The sequence below is a fragment of the Citrobacter sp. Ce119 genome, assembly GCF_030334525.1.
Classification (GTDB): Bacteria; Pseudomonadota; Gammaproteobacteria; order Enterobacterales; family Enterobacteriaceae; genus Citrobacter; species Citrobacter europaeus.
On sequence record NZ_JAOWDR010000041.1, the window covers coordinates 80226 to 96749 of the forward strand.

16 protein-coding genes are annotated in these 16524 nt (G+C 53.4%); 10 read left to right on the forward strand and 6 right to left on the reverse strand.

Annotated features, from left to right (window positions below; genetic code table 11):
* The first annotated feature begins 48 nt into the window (after positions 1-48).
* On the forward strand, positions 49-444 hold the full coding sequence (gene caiF / locus OGV80_RS04865; protein ID WP_043018385.1) for a carnitine metabolism transcriptional regulator CaiF: 396 nt from the start codon (positions 49-51) through the stop codon (positions 442-444).
* Between the two features lie 76 nt (positions 445-520).
* On the opposite strand, the gene caiE is transcribed toward caiF, so the two are convergent.
* The 6 genes from caiE to caiT all read right to left on the reverse strand — a co-directional run bounded on the left by caiE (position 521) and on the right by caiT (position 7664).
* Entirely contained in the window at positions 521-1117 is a 597-nt protein-coding gene (gene caiE, locus OGV80_RS04870; RefSeq protein WP_047406286.1) for a carnitine operon protein CaiE, read from the reverse strand.
* 55 nt (positions 1118-1172) lie between these two features.
* Positions 1173-1958 carry a crotonobetainyl-CoA hydratase gene (gene caiD, locus OGV80_RS04875; protein ID WP_043018387.1) on the reverse strand — a complete coding sequence of 262 codons (786 nt, stop codon included), beginning with the start codon at positions 1956-1958 and terminating at the stop codon, positions 1173-1175.
* A 54-nt stretch (positions 1959-2012) separates the two neighbouring features.
* Positions 2013-3566 carry a crotonobetaine/carnitine-CoA ligase gene (caiC, locus tag OGV80_RS04880; RefSeq protein WP_075145221.1) on the reverse strand — a complete coding sequence of 518 codons (1554 nt, stop codon included), beginning with the start codon at positions 3564-3566 and terminating at the stop codon, positions 2013-2015.
* A gap of 62 nt (positions 3567-3628) precedes the next feature.
* Complete coding sequence (gene caiB / locus OGV80_RS04885; RefSeq protein ID WP_199994977.1) at positions 3629-4846, reverse strand: L-carnitine CoA-transferase; 1218 nt, start codon at positions 4844-4846, stop codon at positions 3629-3631.
* A gap of 123 nt (positions 4847-4969) precedes the next feature.
* The gene (caiA, locus tag OGV80_RS04890; protein WP_003018898.1) at positions 4970-6112 is read right to left on the reverse strand and encodes a crotonobetainyl-CoA dehydrogenase; all 1143 of its coding nucleotides are present in this window, start codon (positions 6110-6112) and stop codon (positions 4970-4972) included.
* Positions 6113-6146: 34 nt separating this feature from the next.
* On the reverse strand, positions 6147-7664 hold the full coding sequence (caiT, locus tag OGV80_RS04895; RefSeq protein ID WP_043018390.1) for an L-carnitine/gamma-butyrobetaine antiporter: 1518 nt from the start codon (positions 7662-7664) through the stop codon (positions 6147-6149).
* 481 nt (positions 7665-8145) lie between these two features.
* Here caiT and OGV80_RS04900 point away from each other — a divergent pair, with 481 nt between their 5' ends.
* The 9 genes from OGV80_RS04900 (at position 8146) to folA (ending at position 16475) form a co-directional block, all read left to right on the forward strand.
* Entirely contained in the window at positions 8146-8916 is a 771-nt protein-coding gene (locus tag OGV80_RS04900; RefSeq protein WP_043018391.1) for an electron transfer flavoprotein FixA, read from the forward strand.
* A gap of 15 nt (positions 8917-8931) precedes the next feature.
* Entirely contained in the window at positions 8932-9873 is a 942-nt protein-coding gene (locus tag OGV80_RS04905) for an electron transfer flavoprotein subunit alpha/FixB family protein (RefSeq protein WP_043018392.1), read from the forward strand.
* A gap of 48 nt (positions 9874-9921) precedes the next feature.
* Positions 9922-11208: an FAD-dependent oxidoreductase gene (locus tag OGV80_RS04910; protein ID WP_043018393.1), complete on the forward strand. Its 1287-nt coding sequence runs from the start codon at positions 9922-9924 to the stop codon at positions 11206-11208.
* Positions 11205-11492, forward strand: coding sequence for a ferredoxin-like protein FixX (gene fixX, locus OGV80_RS04915; RefSeq protein WP_047406270.1), 288 nt, complete (start codon positions 11205-11207; stop codon positions 11490-11492). Before OGV80_RS04910 ends, fixX begins: the two co-directional genes overlap by 4 nt.
* A 147-nt stretch (positions 11493-11639) precedes the next feature.
* Positions 11640-12983, forward strand: coding sequence for an MFS transporter (locus tag OGV80_RS04920; RefSeq protein ID WP_043018394.1), 1344 nt, complete (start codon positions 11640-11642; stop codon positions 12981-12983).
* Positions 12984-13074: 91 nt separating this feature from the next.
* Positions 13075-13308: a YgdI/YgdR family lipoprotein gene (locus OGV80_RS04925; RefSeq protein ID WP_003018880.1), complete on the forward strand. Its 234-nt coding sequence runs from the start codon at positions 13075-13077 to the stop codon at positions 13306-13308.
* 103 nt (positions 13309-13411) lie between these two features.
* Complete coding sequence (gene kefF / locus OGV80_RS04930; RefSeq protein WP_043018395.1) at positions 13412-13942, forward strand: glutathione-regulated potassium-efflux system oxidoreductase KefF; 531 nt, start codon at positions 13412-13414, stop codon at positions 13940-13942.
* Entirely contained in the window at positions 13935-15797 is a 1863-nt protein-coding gene (gene kefC, locus OGV80_RS04935; protein WP_043018396.1) for a glutathione-regulated potassium-efflux system protein KefC, read from the forward strand. The genes kefF and kefC overlap by 8 nt, the downstream gene beginning before the upstream one ends.
* 198 nt (positions 15798-15995) lie before the next feature.
* On the forward strand, positions 15996-16475 hold the full coding sequence (gene folA, locus OGV80_RS04940) for a type 3 dihydrofolate reductase (protein ID WP_003018873.1): 480 nt from the start codon (positions 15996-15998) through the stop codon (positions 16473-16475).
* Positions 16476-16524: the final 49 nt, after the last annotated feature.

Sequence of the window (16524 nt, forward strand, 5' to 3'; positions counted from 1 at the left end):
ATTTGGACAGGCCGTAGCCAGATTTTTAATTTGTGAAATGGTGTGCTTATGTGTGAAAAATATGTTGAAAGACCGCTTTATTTGTTAATCGCTGACTGGATGATGGCTGAGGATCGTTGGATCACCGCAAAGGAAATTTCCCGCCATTTTGATATTGAACACTGCAAAGCAATTAATACGCTCTCTTATATTCTGTCGGAAGTGGGAGAAATTGTTTGTGAAGTTAAGATGATCCCTAATCAGATTGCGGGCCGTGGTTGCCAGTGCCAGCGTCTGGTGAAAGTCATCAGTATTGATTCTCACCTCTACAGACGATTGAATCACAATTTGCAGGAAAAAAAGGTGAGCATGGCGAAAACGCCGCGCCTGTCAGCGGTTCCTCCAACAGAGCTCAACCGTGAGCAGAAATGGCAGATGATGCTCTCCAAGAGTATGCGTCGCTAATTGTCAGTTTGCCTGATGGCGGCATAAACGGTGATTGACTCACAGGCCGGATAAGCGTGAGCGCATCCGGCATCAATTACTGTGCTGATTTTGGTTTCACGTCTGTCGTGCCTTTCAGGCGCGGCCGGTTTTCTTCGACCCGCGTTAAAGGCTGCGTTTCGTGTAGGCCTGTCTGGCAGCGGATAGCAAGGTCCTGATACTCTTTCGTGTTCAGCCGTTTCCAGTGAAGTTCCTGGTCCGTTACTTCGCGTAGAACGCGAACCGGTGAGCCAACCAGCATCTGCCTTGCCTCCCCCTGAAATCCGGCTTTGACAAAGCTCATGGCGGCGACAATGCTCTCTTCGCCAATCACCGCGCCGTCCATAATGACGCTGTTCATACCGATCAGCGCATCTCTGCCCACCACGCAACCGTGCAGGATCGCGCCATGGCCGATGTGTCCATTTTCATGCACGACGGTATCTGTGTCGCAGTAGCCATGCATGATGCAGCCATCCTGCAGATTAGCGCCTGCCTCCAGGATCAAGCGTCCATAGTCTCCGCGCAATGACGCGTGCGGACCAATATAAACTCCAGCCCCCACAATGACATCGCCAATCAGCACGGCGCTGGGATGGACAAAAGCATCCGGATGTACCACCGGAATCAAACCCTCAAAGGCGTAGTAGCTCATCGTTTTATCTCGGTTTTATGGCCGGATAAGCGAAGCGCTATCCGGCATTGGCACATTAACGACCTTTCCATACCGGATCGCGTTTTTCGGCAAACGCCTGCGGTCCTTCGAGCGCATCTTCCGAGTGCAGCACCGACGGATAGTGCTTTAGCACGCCGCTGCGGATGTAACGGTAGCCTTCTTCCACCGGCATTTCGCTGGTCGCACGGTAAATCTCTTTCAGTGCGGCAATAGCGAGCGGGGCGCTATTTACCAGCTGCTGCGCCAGTTCGCGTGCGCTATCCATCAGTTCGCTCTGGCTGACAACGCGGTTGACGATACCCCAGCGCAGCGCTTCTTCGGCGCTCATTCGCCTGCCGGTCATCACCATTTCGTTGACAATAGCCGGTGGCAACAGTTTAGGCAGACGCAGTACGCCGCCGCTGTCAGGCACGATCCCGAGCTTGGCTTCCGGCAGCGCGAAGCTGGCATTTTCCGCGCAGACGATAAAATCCGCCGCCAGCGCCAGCTCAAAACCACCGCCAAACGCATAACCGTTTACCGCGGCGATGACTGGTTTATCGAGGTCGAAAATTTCGGTTAAACCGGCGAAGCCGCCTGGGCCAAAATCGGCATCCGGCGCTTCACCTTCAGCCGCCGCTTTTAAATCCCAGCCCGCAGAAAAGAATTTCTCACCACCGCCGGTGATAATCGCTACGCGTAATTCCGGGTCGTCACGAAAATTAAGAAAAGCTTCCCCCATGGCAAAGCTGGTTTTCGCGTCGATGGCATTGGCTTTAGGCCGGTCGAGGGTAATTTCCAGGATCGAGCCGTTACGGGTCAGATGTAATGATTCACTCATAGTTCATCTCCAGATAAATAGGTTTCCCGGCAGGAGGAATTCCGGCCGGAAGGCTTATTTCAGATTTTTTTTGATTATTTTTCCTGAACAATTACGCGGCAGGTCGGCTCTTATCTCCATAAAAGAGGGAACCTTGAATTTCGCCATATTGTTTTCACAGAAGCTGAAGAACTCGGCTTCGCTTAATGTTTCACCTTCATTAAGGACGATAAACGCTTTGATGGCTTCATCACGGATCGAGTCTTTAATACCAACCACCACAATGTCCTGAATTTTCGGATGCGCAGAAATAATATTTTCCAGTTCGACGCAGGAGACATTTTCCCCGCCGCGTTTAATCATGTTGCAGCGCCTGTCGACGAAATAAAAAAAGCCGTCTGCATCCTGGTAACCTGAATCTCCGGTATGTAACCAGCCCTCAGGTTCCAGCGCTTTGGCGGTAGCCTCCGGCTGGGCGTAGTACTCTTTGAAGATTGTTTTGCCCGGCACGCCTTTAATGCAGATTTCGCCAATTTCTCCGGCGGGCAGGGGACGGTTGTGATCGTCACGGATTTCGGCTTCATAGCTAAAACCTACGCGACCAATAGAGGGCCAGCGCCGCTTGTCTCCGGGACGGTCGCCAATAATACCGACGATGGTTTCAGTCATGCCGTAGGAGGTCAGCAGCCTGACGCCAAAGCGTTCGGTAAAGGCGTCTTTTTCCTGCGCAGATAAATTGAGATAGAACATGACTTCGCGCAGGTGATGCTGTCTGTCGGTTGGTGCGGCAGGTTGTACCATCAGCGTTCTGATCATCATCGGAATGCATTCGGTGACCGTCGCCTGATATCTACGCACCTGATCCCAGAACGCTCTGGCGCTGTACTTCTCCAACAGCACAAAGGTGCTGCCTGCGGAGAATGCCGCCATAGCCGCCGTACACTGGCAGTCGATATGAAAAGCGGGCATCACCGTCATATAGACGTCATCATCGCGCAGAGCGATTTGCCAGGAAGTGTAGTAGCCTGCAAAACGCAGGTTGTAGTGGGTAATCACCACCCCTTTAGGCCGCGAGGTGGTGCCTGAGGTAAACAGAATTTCCGCCGTATCGTCAGTGGATAACGCGGGCGTATAGCACAGCGTGGTCGACTGGCTGGCCTGCAGTTGGGTAAAGTGGCTCACGCCGTCGTCAACCGGAAGCTGCTCGCCAATCAGACAGATATGATTCAGCGGAGTGGTATTTTCCAGCCGTATCTGGCGGTACATAGGATAAAACTGGGCGCTGGTGACCAGCATGCTCACCTGGCTGTTTTGCAGGATCCAGGCGCTTTCTTCGCCCAGTAAGCGGGCATTAATCGGCACCATAATGGCGCCAATTTTTGCCAGCCCAAACCAGCAAAAGATGAATTCCGGACAGTTATCCAGATGCAATGCGACCTTATCGCCCTTGCGGATCCCTAAGGAATGGAAAAGGTTTGCCGTGCGGTTAATCTCTTCATTGAGCGAGGCATAGCTAAACTGCCGAACGATTCCTTCGCAGGATTCGAAAATTAACGCCGTTTTATTTCCGTACACCCCGGCCAGGTCGTCCCACATCTGACGTAAGTTTTGTCCGCCAACGATATCCATATTGCTTTATCCACTGAAATCAGGCGTGAGCGCCAACCAACGAGCGGGTCAGCGCGTCGCGTTTATTCCTCAACTCTGGCCAGGCCTTTGCCGACCAGCTCATTTATGTCTGCTTCGCTATAACCGATGTTTTTCAGAATGGCGGCGGTATCCATGCCGTGTGATGGCATGCCACGCCAAATTTTCCCCGGGTTGTTTTTAAATTTCGGCATGATGTTCGGCCCTTTGCAGGTGCGACCGTCCATCGTCTGCCACTGAGTAATGGATTCACGGGCAACGTACTGCGGGTTGCCTTCCAGTTCCGGAATGGTCAGCACTTTCGCGCAGGCGATGTTCAGCTCAGCAAAGCGCGCCTGGACTTCGGCGATGGTGTGCGCTGCCAGCCAGACGTCCAGTTTCTCTTCCACGAGCGGGCCGTATGGGCATTCCACACGATGAATAAGCTGGGTGCCTTCCGGGACTTCCGGTGTGCCAAGAATGTGGGCGAGGCCAATATCCTTGAAGCACTCGTTGATTTGCGTGATGCCGACCAGTTCCATGACGATATAGCCATCGGCGCATTTATACAGGCCGCAGCCAGCGTAATACGGGTCTTTGCCTTTGGTCATGCGTGGGCAAATTTCGCCGCCGTTGAAGTAGTCCATCATGAAGTATTGCCCCATGCGCAGCATTACTTCGTACATGGCGATATCAATGCTTTCGCCTTTACCCGTTTCGCGTACTTTGTGCAGGGCCGCCAGCGCAGCCGTCGTTGCGGTCATCCCGGAGAAGTAATCGGCGGTGTACGGGAAGGCGGGCATTGGCTGATCAACGTCGCCGTTTTGAATCAGATAGCCGCTAAACGCCTGCGCGATGGTGTTATACGCCGGAAGATTGGTGTACTCCTCGGTACCATACTGGCCAAAGCCGGAAAGGTGGGCGATAACCAGCTTCGGGTTATGTTCCCACAGCACTTCATCGGTAATACCGCGGCGGGCAAAGGCCGGGCCTTTACTGGCTTCAATGAAAATATCGGTGGTTTCCATGAGCTTCAGAAACGCTTCCCGGCCTTCATCTTTGAAAATATTCAGCGACAGGGCGTGCAGGTTACGGCGTGAGAGCTGCGGATAGTTAGGCTGTACGCGGATAGTATCTGCCCATGCGACGTTTTCAATCCAGATAACCTCAGCGCCCCATTCGGCGAACATTTGTCCGGCGAACGGACCGGCAATTTCGATCCCTGAAAAAACGACGCGTACTCCGGCAAGTGGGCCAAAGGCTGGCATGGGTAAATGATGCATAATTTTTCTCCTGGCATTTATGGGTGTCCATGTAGGCCGGATAAGGCGCTCGCGCCGCCATCCGGCATTGATTGCCTGATGGCGACGCTAAAGCGTCTTATCAGGCCTACAGGTTGCGTCGTTCTAGCGGTATTGCTTGAGTACCGCACGACCCAACGTCAGGATCTGCATTTCGTCAGAACCACCAGAAACACGGTCAACGCGCAGGTCGCGCCAGAAGCGCGTGATGCGATGGTTGCCCGCGATACCTACTCCGCCCAACACCTGCATGGCGGTATCGACCACTTCAAACGCGGCATTGGCGCAGAAGTATTTGCACATTGCCGCGTCGCCTGAAGTAATGGTGCCGTTATCCGCTTTCCATGCGGCTTCCAGCAGCATGTTTTTCATGGAATTCAGTTTGATCGCCATGTGCGCGAACTTCTCCTGAATCAGCTGGAAACGGCCGATAGTTTCGCCAAACTGTACGCGCTGATTGGCGTAGCGCGCCGCATCTTCAAAAGCGCACATTGCCGTACCGTAGTTGGTCAGCGCGACGAGGAAGCGTTCATGGTCAAACTCTTCTTTCACGCGGTTGAAGCCATTACCTTCCCGACCGAACATGTCTTTCTCGTCCAGTTCAACGTCGTCAAAGGTGATTTCACAGCAGCTGTCCATGCGCAGACCGAGTTTCTCCAGCTTGTTGACCTTGATACCCGCTTTGCTCATGTCAACGAACCACTCGGTGTAAACAGGTTTATCCGGCGATGCGCCATCCCTCGCCATCACCACGATGTACGGGGTATAGGCGCTGCTGGTGATAAAGCACTTACTGCCATTAAGATAAACCTTACCATTTTTACGTGTATAAGTGGTTTTCAGGCTACCAACATCCGATCCCGCTCCCGGTTCGGTGATGGCAGAGTTCCACATCTGCTTACCCGTTCCCTGGAACGCCATGATTTTATCGATTTGCTCCTGAGTCCCTTCACGCAGGAACGTGTTAAAACCGCCCGGCAACTGGTACAGCACATAGGTTGGCGCGCCCAGGCGTCCGAGCTCCATCCAGACGGCGGCGACGGTGACAAAACCCGCTTCCAGTCCACCGTGTTCTTCCGGAATCAACAGGCTATCAATGCCCATATCCGCCAGCGCTTTTACAAAACGCTCAGGGTAGACGCTGTCGCGATCGCACTCGGCAAAATAAGCTTCCCAGTTCTCACTGGCCATCAGTTCACGAATACCAGCGACAAACAGTTCCTGCTCGTCATTTAAGTTGAAATCCATCTTTCAGCCTCTTGATCAATTGGGTTAATAAGAATTACTTGTCTTTCCAGTGCACTTTGGCGTCTTTAATAAAGGACAGCGTCACCATGATGTTGACGAAGAACAGCGGACATCCTCCGGCGATAATCGCGGTCTGTATCGGCTTCAGCCCGCCCAGCGCCAACAGAACGATACCGATGATGCCGACCAGAATGGACCAGCCGATACGCACTAACAGCGGCGGTTCTTCGCCGTCGCGAACTTCGCGACAGGTGGACATCGCCAGGGTGTAAGAGCAGGCGTTAATCAGCGTTACGGTGGCAATGAAGCAGAGGATGAAGAAGCCCCACATGGTGGCGGTGCTAAGCGGTAAAGCTGCCCAGGTTTCGATAATGGCGCGCGCCACGCCGTGTTGTTCAATCAGCTGCGGGATGTTGAGAATGTTTTTATCCATCAGCAGCAGCGTGTTGCTGCCAAGGACAGTCCACAGGATCCAGGTCGAAGCAGTCAGGCCCAGTACCATCCCGAAGCACAGTTCACGTACGGTACGACCGCGAGAAATACGCGCCAGGAAGATACTCATCTGGATGGCGTAGATGACCCACCACGCCCAGTAGAAGACGGTCCAGCCCTGCGGGAAACCGCCTTTGCCGATGGCATCGGTGTAGAACAGCATGCGTGGCAGATACATCAGCAGCATGCCGACCGAGTCGGTGAAGTAGTTCATGATGAAGCTGGCGCCGCTGACGATAAACACCCAGCCCAGCATCAGGAAGCTCAGGTAGCTACGCACGTCGCTGGCGATTTTGACTCCCTTTTGCAGCCCACAGGCCACGCAAATAGCGTTCAATATGATCCAGCAGGTAATGATGATGGCGTCGAGTTGCAGCGTATGCGGAATACCGAACAGCCATTGCATACACTCGGTGACCAGCGGCGTCGCCAGACCGAGGCTGGTACCCATCGCAAAGATCAGCGCCACCAGGTAGAAGTTATCGACGATCGTACCGAACAGCCCTTTCGCATGCTTTTCGCCCACCAGCGGCACCAGCGTGGAGCTGGGGCGGATGACGTCCATCTTGCGCACAAAGAAGAAGTAGGCGAAGGCTACGGAGAGGAAGCTATAGGTTGCCCACGGCAGAGGTCCCCAGTGGAACAGGCTGTACGCCAGGCCCAGTTCCTTTGCGCCCGTGGAGTTAGGGGCGAGGGCAAACGGCGGGGTGGAGATGTAGTAGTAGATCTCGATGGAACCCCAGAACAGCACCGCGGCGGATGTACAGGAAGCGAACATCATAAAAATCCAGCTGGCGGTACTAAACTCGGGTTTTTCGTCGCCTAATTTCTTTTTCGAATACGGGCCAAAGACCAACCAGAACCAGCCGAAGAGCATGACGACCATATACCATTCAAATGCCCAACCCCAGACGTTGGTGACATAACTGAATACCGCATTAATAACGACGTTAGCCGCGTCCAGATCTCTTACTGTTAGCCAACAAAGTATTCCGACTATTATTAATGGCGGAAAAAAAACCTTCGGTTCAATTCCCGATTTTCTCTTTTCATTTTTCATAAGTGAATTCCAGTGTGAAAACGAAATTTATTTAGCGTGCCCGTGCATGATCGTTTGTTTATTTATTATTAATGATTTGTTGATAACTTTTTAACCTCTGGGAGCGCCTCAGTGAGTAACTCATAATGGGTATTCATTTCCGGCTATTCCGTTATCACGGTCACACTTTTTTATGCTGGCTATTTTGTTGGTTTTTTCTTGTTTTTTCTTTATTAATTATATAGTTAGTGTTGATTTTTTAACTTTTTTAAGTGACTGGCGTTCAATATTGTTGAACCAGTAAACAATATTGAAAATTTTCGTGTTTGACATGATTCTTTCAATATTGGTGAGGCATGTAACACTATTGAAAGTTACGAATTTCAATGTGTGACATTTTCAATATTGGTGATTAATGTTTTATTTCCGAATTAAAGAGCGTGATATCTGTATTTAACACCGCCGATATAAATACGTTTCCTTCATGATTTCTGGAGATGCAATGAAGATAATTACTTGCTACAAATGCGTACCTGATGAACAGGATATTGTGATTAATAATGCTGATGGTTCTCTCGATTTCAGCAAAGCAGATGGCAAAATCAGCCAATACGATCTGAATGCGATCGAAACGGCCTGTCAGTTGAAACAACTGGCAGGAGAGGCCCAGGTTGTCGCCATGAGCGTTGGCGGCAAAGCGCTGACTAATGCAAAAGGGCGCAAAGATGTGCTCTCCCGTGGCCCGGATGAACTGATTGTTGTTATCGACGATCAATTCGAGCAGGCGCTGCCGCAACAAACGGCCAGCGCGCTGGCTGCCGCGGCGCAAAAGTCAGGTTTCGATCTGCTTATTTGCGGTGACGGTTCTTCCGATCTTTATGCTCAGCAGGTTGGTCTGCTGGTGGGCGAAGCGCTGAACGTTCCGGCGATTAACGGCGTGAGTAAAATCCTCTCGCTTACCGACAGCACGTTGACGGTAGAGCGTGAACTGGAAGATGAAGTTGAAACGCTAAGCATCCCGCTCCCGGCGGTGATCGCAGTTTCTACGGATATCAACACCCCACAAATCCCTTCTATGAAAGCCATCCTTGGCGCAGCGAAAAAACCGGTTCAGGTCTGGTCGCCTGCAGACATTGGGTTGAACAGCGCGCAGGCGTATTCCGAACAACAGGTTGCTGCGCCGAAGCAGCGCGAGCGTCAGCGCGTTGTCATTGAAGGCGACGGTGAAGAACAGATTGCCGCGTTTGTCGAGAATCTTCGCAAAATCATTTAATTATCAGGGGATGTTATGAACAAATTTTCCAGTATCTGGGTATTCAGCGATACCCCTTCTCGTCTGCCGGAACTGATGAATGGTGCGCAGGCTTTAGGTGAAAAAGTTAACACGTTTGTGCTCAGCGATGAGGACGGCGCGACGGCATGCCATTTAGGCGCGGAACATGTCTGGCTGCTCAGCGGCAAACCCGAAGACCGTATGGTTGAAGACTACGCCGATGTGATGGCCGAGACCATTCGTCAGCACAGCGAGGACGGCGCGGTGCTGCTGCCGAATACGCGTCGGGGCAAGCTGCTAGCGGCAAAGCTGGGCTTTCGCTTGTCGGCTGCGGTCTCAAATGACGCCAGCGCAGTTGCAGTGCAGGACGGAAAAGCGGCGGTCAAACATATGGTCTACGGCGGCCTGGCGATGGGAGCAGAAACAATCGCCTCACCGTTTGCCGTGATCACGCTCAGCAGCGGAACATTTGATGCGCAGCAACCGGATACCGCCCGCAGCGGCGAGGTGCACACCGTGCAGTGGCAGGCTCCGGCCATTGCCGTGACGCGTACAGCCACTCAGGCGCGTCAGAGCAACAGCGTCGATCTCGACAAAGCCCGTCTGGTGGTCAGCGTGGGGCGCGGTATCGGCAGTAAAGAAAATATCTCGCTGGCAGAAGCGCTGTGCCAGACGATTGGCGCTGAGCTGGCATGTTCCCGCCCGGTGGCGGAAAACGAGAAGTGGATGGAGCATGAACGCTACGTCGGCATCTCCAACCTGATGCTTAAGCCTGAACTGTATCTGGCCGTGGGGATCTCCGGGCAGATCCAACATATGGTCGGCGCCAACGGCGCACAGACGATTTTCGCCATCAACAAAGACAAAAATGCACCGATTTTCCAGTATGCAGATTATGGCATCGTTGGCGATGCGCTGAAGATCCTGCCTGCGCTGACGGCTGCCTTAGCGCGTTAAACCATTCGGGCAGGATGCGAAGGTATCCTGCCGCTGACAGGAGTACGTATGTCCGAAGATATCTTTGATGCCATCATCGTGGGTGCAGGTCTGGCGGGTTCGGTTGCGGCGCTGGTGCTGGCTCGGGAAGGCGCACAGGTGCTGGTTATCGAGCGCGGCAATTCTGCTGGCGCGAAGAATGTCACCGGTGGGCGCATGTATGCGCATAGCCTGGAGCGCATCATTCCCGGTTTTGCTGAGCAAGCTCCCATTGAACGCATCATCACCCACGAAAAACTCGCCTTTATGACCGACAAAGGGGCGATGACCATCGATTACTGCAATGGTGAAGAGGCCGCATCGTCGCAGGTTTCTTATTCCGTCTTACGCAGTAAATTTGACGCCTGGCTGATGGAGCAGGCCGAAGAGGCGGGCGCTCAGCTCATCACCGGTATTCGCGTGGATAACGTTGTGCAGCGCGAGGGTAAAGTCGTGGGCGTGGAAGCCGACGGCGATATTCTGGAAGCTAAAGTGGTGATCCTCGCCGACGGGGTGAATTCTCTGCTGGCTGAAAAGCTGGGTATGGCAAAGCGCGTGGAGGCATCGCATGTTGCCGTCGGCGTAAAAGAGCTGATCGAACTGCCAAAATCGGTAATTGAAGATCGTTTCCAGTTACAGGGGAATGAAGGCGCAGCCTGCCTGTTTGCCGGTTCGCCAACCGATGGATTGATGGGCGGTGGCTTTCTTTATACGAATGAAACGACCCTTTCTCTGGGACTGGTCTGCGGCCTTCATCATCTGAAAGACGCGAAAAAATCGGTCCCGCAAATGCTGGAAGATTTCAAACAGCATCCGGCAGTAGCCCCGCTGATCGCCGGTGGCAAGCTGGTGGAATATGCCGCGCATGTTGTTCCGGAAGCCGGTATCAATATGCAGCCAGAACTGGTGGGTGACGGCGTCCTGATTGCCGGTGATGCTGCCGGAATGTGTATGAACCTCGGCTTTACCATCCGCGGTATGGATCTCGCCATATCCGCAGGCGAAGCGGCGGCGAAAACGGTGCTCTCCGCAATGAAGCGCGATGATTTTAGCAAGCAGTCGTTGGGCGAATATCGTCAGCATCTCGACGAGGGTCCGATGCGCGATATGCGCATGTATCAGAAGCTTCCCGCTTTCCTTGATAACCCACGCATGTTTACCGCCTATCCTGAAATGGCGGTCAGTATCGCGCGCGACCTGTTCACCGTGGATGGTTCCGCTCCGGTGCCAATGCGCAAAAAAATCCTGCGCCATGCGAAGAAAGTGGGCTTCATCAACCTGATGAAAGATGGCCTGAAAGGAGTGACCGTATTATGACATCTCCCGTCAATGTGGACGTCAAACTGGGCGTCAATAAGTTCAATGTGGATGAAGACAGCCCGCATATCATTCTCAAAACCGAACCTGATAAACAGGCGCTGGAAGTGCTGATTAAGGCCTGTCCGGCTGGACTGTATAAAAAGCAGGACGACGGCAGTGTGCGTTTTGATTACGCCGGGTGCCTGGAGTGCGGAACGTGCCGCATTCTCGGACTTGATACCGCGCTGGAAAAGTGGGAATACCCGCGCGGAACCTTTGGCGTGGAATTTCGCTACGGCTAATAAGTACGAGGTTGTGCCCCCGTAGGCCGGATAAGATGCGGTAGCATCGCCATCCGGCAATCATGTGGCGCCAATGCCGGATGGCGGCGTAAACGCCTTATCCGGCCTACAGATGACGCTTTGCCCGTGTTGAAACAGGAAGTCGCTATGCAGCAGCCCAGGAACTTTGATGACATCAAATTTACCTCTATTCACCGCCGGATAATGCTGTGGGGAAGCGGTGGGCCGTTTCTGGATGGTTATGTGCTGGTGATGATTGGCGTGGCGCTGGAACAGCTCACGCCAGCATTGAAACTGGACGCACAGTGGATTGGTCTGCTGGGCGCTGGCACGCTCGCCGGTCTGTTTGTGGGGACGTCGCTGTTTGGCTACATTTCCGATAAGGTCGGGCGGCGCAAAATGTTCATCATCGATATTATCGCCATTGGCGTGATATCGGCGGCAACCATGTTTGTCTCCTCGCCCGTTGAGCTGTTGGTGATGCGCGTGCTAATCGGCATTGTGATTGGTGCTGATTACCCGATCGCTACCTCGATGATTACCGAGTTCTCTAATACTCGCCAGCGCGCTTTTTCCATCGGTTTTATCGCTGCGATGTGGTATGTCGGCGCCACCTGTGCCGACCTGGTCGGTTACTGTTTGTATGATGTTGAGGGTGGATGGCGCTGGATGTTGGGCAGCGCGGTGATCCCTTGCATTTTGATCCTGATTGGACGTTTCGATCTTCCTGAATCCCCGCGCTGGCTGCTGCGTAAAGGGCGGGTGAAAGAGTGCGAGGAGATGATGATCAAACTGTTCGGCGAACCGGTGGTGTTCGACGAAGAAGCGCCGCAGGAGACGCGCTTCTTACAGCTGTTTAATCGCCGTCATTTCCCGTTTGTTCTGTTTGTCGCCGTTATCTGGACCTGTCAGGTGATCCCGATGTTCGCCATCTATACCTTCGGTCCGCAGATTGTTGGGCTGCTGGGGCTTGGTGCCGGGAAAAGCGCCGCGTTGGGCAATGTGGTGATAAGCCTGTGCTTTATGCTGGGGTGCATTCCTCCCATGTTCTGGCTCAATAGCGCGGGCCGCCGACCGCTGTTGATTGGCAGCTTTATTATGATGACGCTGGCGCTGGCCGTGCTGGGGTTAATCCCTGATATGGGGGCGTGGCTGGTGGTGCTGGCGTTTGCCGTATACGCGTTTTTCTCGGGGGGACCAGGAAACCTGCAGTGGCTATACCCGAACGAACTGTTTCCTACCGATATTCGCGCGTCTGCCGTCGGGGTGATAATGTCGTTAAGCCGCATCGGCACTATTGTTTCAACCTGGGCCCTGCCGGTATTCATTAGCAAATACGGCATCAGTAATGTCATGCTGATGGGGGCGGGAATTTCGCTGATTGGCCTGCTGGTGTCGATTGCTTTCGCGCCGGAAACGCGGGGGCTGACGCTGGCGCAAACCAGTCAAATGACGATTCGCAGTAAGCCCGTGACCAGGACAGGCTATTAGGAGTGTTCTGTATTTTTCCTGCAACTCAGTCAGTTAGCCTACAGTTAATTGGGTATTTTACTGAAAACAACTGAAAAGCAGGGAGAACACCATGCAAAAACATATCCTGATCACGTCTATTTTTACCGCAGCAGCACTGTTTACCGTAGCCGGTTGTTCCTCAAACCAGGCGGTTAAAACCACCGATGGCAAAACAATCGTCACTGACGGCAAACCGCAAGTCGATGATGATACCGGCCTGGTATCGTACAAAAATGCGCAAACGGGTAAGACGGAGCAGATTAACCGCGACCAGGTTAAAGATATGAGCGAGCTGGACAACTAACTCAGATTTTTCCATTTATCTACTCAATAATATTGACTGTTAGCCTGTGGATTAACTGACTAAACTCACTGTTATTACAATAATGCAGTGAAACAGGCTAATCATGATCCTCATCATTTATGCGCATCCCTATCCGCAGCACTCGCATGCGAATAAGCGGATGCTTGAACAGGCAAGGACGCTGGAGGGCGTGGAGATCCGCTCGCTCTACCAGCTCTACCCCGACTTCAATATCGATATTGCCGCTGAACAGGATGCGCTGTCGCGCGCTGATTTGATAATCTGGCAGCATCCGATGCAGTGGTATAGCACACCTCCGTTACTCAAGCTTTGGATGGATAAGGTCCTTTCGCACGGTTGGGCGTACGGTCACGGTGGAACTGCGCTCCACGGCAAGCATTTGCTATGGGCAGTGACCACCGGCGGCGGTGAAAACCACTTTGATATTGGCTCCCATCCTGGATTTGATGTGCTCTCCCAGCCCTTACAGGCAACGGCGCTTTATTGTGGCCTCAAATGGCTGCCGCCGTTTGCGATGCACTGTACGTTTATCTGCGATGATGAAACCCTGCAGGCGCAGGCGCGTCATTACAAACAACGTCTGCTGGAGTGGCAGGAGGTTCATCATGGATAGCCATACGCTGATACAGGCGCTGATTTATCTCGGCTCGGCGGCACTGATTGTCCCCATCGCCGTGCGGCTGGGGCTGGGGTCGGTGCTGGGGTATCTTATCGCCGGATGTATTATCGGACCCTGGGGTCTGAGGCTGGTGACGGACGCCGAATCAATCCTGCATTTTGCGGAGATCGGCGTGGTGCTGATGCTGTTTGTTATCGGCCTGGAGCTGGATCCGCAACGTTTGTGGAAACTGAGAGCCTCGGTGTTCGGCGGCGGCGCGCTGCAGATGGTGGTTTGCGGTGGTCTGATTGGTTTGTTCTGTATGTTCCTTGGCCTGCGCTGGCAGGTAGCGGAACTGATCGGCATGACGCTGGCGCTTTCCTCCACGGCCATCGCTATGCAGGCGATGAATGAACGTAACCTGATGGTGTCGCAACTGGGGCGTAGCGCATTTGCCGTGCTGCTGTTCCAGGATATCGCCGCTATTCCACTGGTCGCGATGATCCCATTACTGGCGGCGAGCGGCGCATCAACAACGCTTGGGGCGTTTGCATTGTCTGCCCTTAAGGTGGCGGGCGCGCTGGTATTGGTGGTGGTGTTGGGGCGTTATGTGACACGTCCGGCCTTACGTTTTGTCGCCCGCTCGGGCCTGCGGGAAGTGTTCAGTGCCGTTGCGCTGTTCCTCGTGTTTGGCTTCGGTCTGCTGTTGGAAGAGGTTGGACTGTCGATGGCGATGGGGGCATTCCTGGCCGGTGTGCTGCTGGCGAGCTCTGAGTATCGCCACGCGCTGGAAAGCGATATTGAGCCGTTTAAAGGGTTGTTGCTGGGACTGTTCTTTATCGGCGTGGGGATGTCTATCGACTTTGGTACGCTGATTGATAATCCCTTGCGTATTATCATCCTGCTGGTCGGTTTCCTGGTTATCAAAACCGTCATGCTGTGGCTGATAGCGAAACCGTTGCAGGTGCCGAATAAGCAACGTCGCTGGTTTGCCGTATTATTAGGGCAGGGCAGTGAATTTGCCTTCGTGGTGTTTGGCGCGGCGCAAATGGCAAACGTGCTTGACCCTGACTGGGCGAAATCTCTGACGCTGGCGGTGGCGCTGTCGATGGCGGCCACGCCGATTTTACTGGTGATTTTGACGCGTCTGGAAAAATCGGCGACCGGTGAAGAGCGGGAGGCCGATGAAATTGACGAGGAACAGCCGCGGGTGATCATCGCCGGGTTCGGGCGTTTTGGCCAGATAACCGGTCGTCTGTTGCTGTCGAGTGGGGTCAAAATGGTGGTTCTTGACCATGACCCGGACCATATCGAAACGCTGCGTAAATTCGGCATGAAGGTATTCTATGGCGATGCGACCCGGATGGATCTGCTCGAGTCTGCCGGGGCGGCTAAAGCCGAAGTCATTATTAACGCTATTGACGATCCGCAAACCAGCCTGCAACTGACCGAAATGGTGAAGGAGCATTTCCCGCATCTGCAAATTATTGCCCGTGCGCGCGACGTGGATCATTACATCCGGCTGCGCCAGGCGGGCGTGGATATGCCGGAACGTGAAACCTTTGAAGGCGCACTGAAGACCGGACGCCTGGCACTGGAAGGGCTCGGGCTTGGCCGCTATGAAGCGCGAGAGCGGGCCGACGTATTCCGCCGCTTCAATACGCTGATGGTTGAGGAGATGGTGAAAGGGGAAAATGACGCGACTTCCCGCGCGGCGGTTTATAAACGCACCAGCGCAATGCTGAGTGAAATTATTGCGGAAGATCGTCAGCACTTATCGTTGATTCAACGCCATGGCTGGCAAGGCACGGATGAAGGTAAGCATACGGGCGACGTCGCCGATGAGCCGGAAGTGAAACCGTCAGCATAGGGTAAAAAATGTGATGTTCTGCAAACTTTACTGCTAATTGGCTGTTTTTGAACTACTGTAATGCTGGCGTACCACCTTAAATAGGTCGGTTCGCCAGCAGAACGGAAAATTTTCATGCTCATCCTCTTTCCGCCAGTCGACGAAAGATTGCGCTTTCCGTATAGTGGCGACAATTTTTTTGTATCCGGGAAACATTCAATGATCAGTCTGATTGCGGCGTTAGCGGTAGATCGCGTCATCGGTATGGAAAACGCCATGCCGTGGAACCTACCTGCCGATCTCGCCTGGTTTAAACGTAATACCTTAAATAAGCCGGTTGTCATGGGACGCCACACCTGGGAATCCATCGGGCGACCGTTGCCAGGGCGTAAAAATATCGTCATCAGCAGCAAGCCAGGCACCGACGATCGCGTGCAGTGGGTGAAGTCTGTTGATGAAGCGATTGCGGCCTGCGGCGATGAACCTGAAATTATGGTGATTGGCGGTGGACGTGTGTATGAGCAGTTCCTGCCGAAAGCGCAGAAACTGTATCTGACGCACATCGATGCGGAAGTTGAAGGGGATACGCATTTCCCGGACTACGAACCGGATGACTGGGAATCGGTGTTCAGTGAATTCCACGATGCCGACGCGCAAAACTCCCACAGCTACTGCTTCGAGATTCTGGAGCGTCGTTAATTTGGGTGCCTGATGGCAGATTCGTAGGCCGGATAAGGTGCGAGCACCG

What these genes read in the sequence shown, in the direction of transcription:
- fixX (WP_047406270.1), top strand. Translation starts at nt 11,205, where the DNA reads ATGACATCTCCCGTCAATGTGGACGTCAAACTGGGCGTCAATAAGTTC.
- caiF (WP_043018385.1), top strand. Translation starts at nt 49, where the DNA reads ATGTGTGAAAAATATGTTGAAAGACCGCTTTATTTGTTAATCGCTGAC.
- OGV80_RS04925 (WP_003018880.1), top strand. Translation starts at nt 13,075, where the DNA reads ATGCAAAAACATATCCTGATCACGTCTATTTTTACCGCAGCAGCACTG.
- OGV80_RS04905 (WP_043018392.1), top strand. Translation starts at nt 8,932, where the DNA reads ATGAACAAATTTTCCAGTATCTGGGTATTCAGCGATACCCCTTCTCGT.
- caiB (WP_199994977.1), bottom strand. Translation starts at nt 4,846, where the DNA reads ATGCATCATTTACCCATGCCAGCCTTTGGCCCACTTGCCGGAGTACGC.
- caiE (WP_047406286.1), bottom strand. Translation starts at nt 1,117, where the DNA reads ATGAGCTACTACGCCTTTGAGGGTTTGATTCCGGTGGTACATCCGGAT.
- folA (WP_003018873.1), top strand. Translation starts at nt 15,996, where the DNA reads ATGATCAGTCTGATTGCGGCGTTAGCGGTAGATCGCGTCATCGGTATG.
- caiC (WP_075145221.1), bottom strand. Translation starts at nt 3,566, where the DNA reads ATGGATATCGTTGGCGGACAAAACTTACGTCAGATGTGGGACGACCTG.
- kefF (WP_043018395.1), top strand. Translation starts at nt 13,412, where the DNA reads ATGATCCTCATCATTTATGCGCATCCCTATCCGCAGCACTCGCATGCG.
- caiD (WP_043018387.1), bottom strand. Translation starts at nt 1,958, where the DNA reads ATGAGTGAATCATTACATCTGACCCGTAACGGCTCGATCCTGGAAATT.
- kefC (WP_043018396.1), top strand. Translation starts at nt 13,935, where the DNA reads ATGGATAGCCATACGCTGATACAGGCGCTGATTTATCTCGGCTCGGCG.
- caiA (WP_003018898.1), bottom strand. Translation starts at nt 6,112, where the DNA reads ATGGATTTCAACTTAAATGACGAGCAGGAACTGTTTGTCGCTGGTATT.
- OGV80_RS04900 (WP_043018391.1), top strand. Translation starts at nt 8,146, where the DNA reads ATGAAGATAATTACTTGCTACAAATGCGTACCTGATGAACAGGATATT.
- caiT (WP_043018390.1), bottom strand. Translation starts at nt 7,664, where the DNA reads ATGAAAAATGAAAAGAGAAAATCGGGAATTGAACCGAAGGTTTTTTTT.
- OGV80_RS04920 (WP_043018394.1), top strand. Translation starts at nt 11,640, where the DNA reads ATGCAGCAGCCCAGGAACTTTGATGACATCAAATTTACCTCTATTCAC.
- OGV80_RS04910 (WP_043018393.1), top strand. Translation starts at nt 9,922, where the DNA reads ATGTCCGAAGATATCTTTGATGCCATCATCGTGGGTGCAGGTCTGGCG.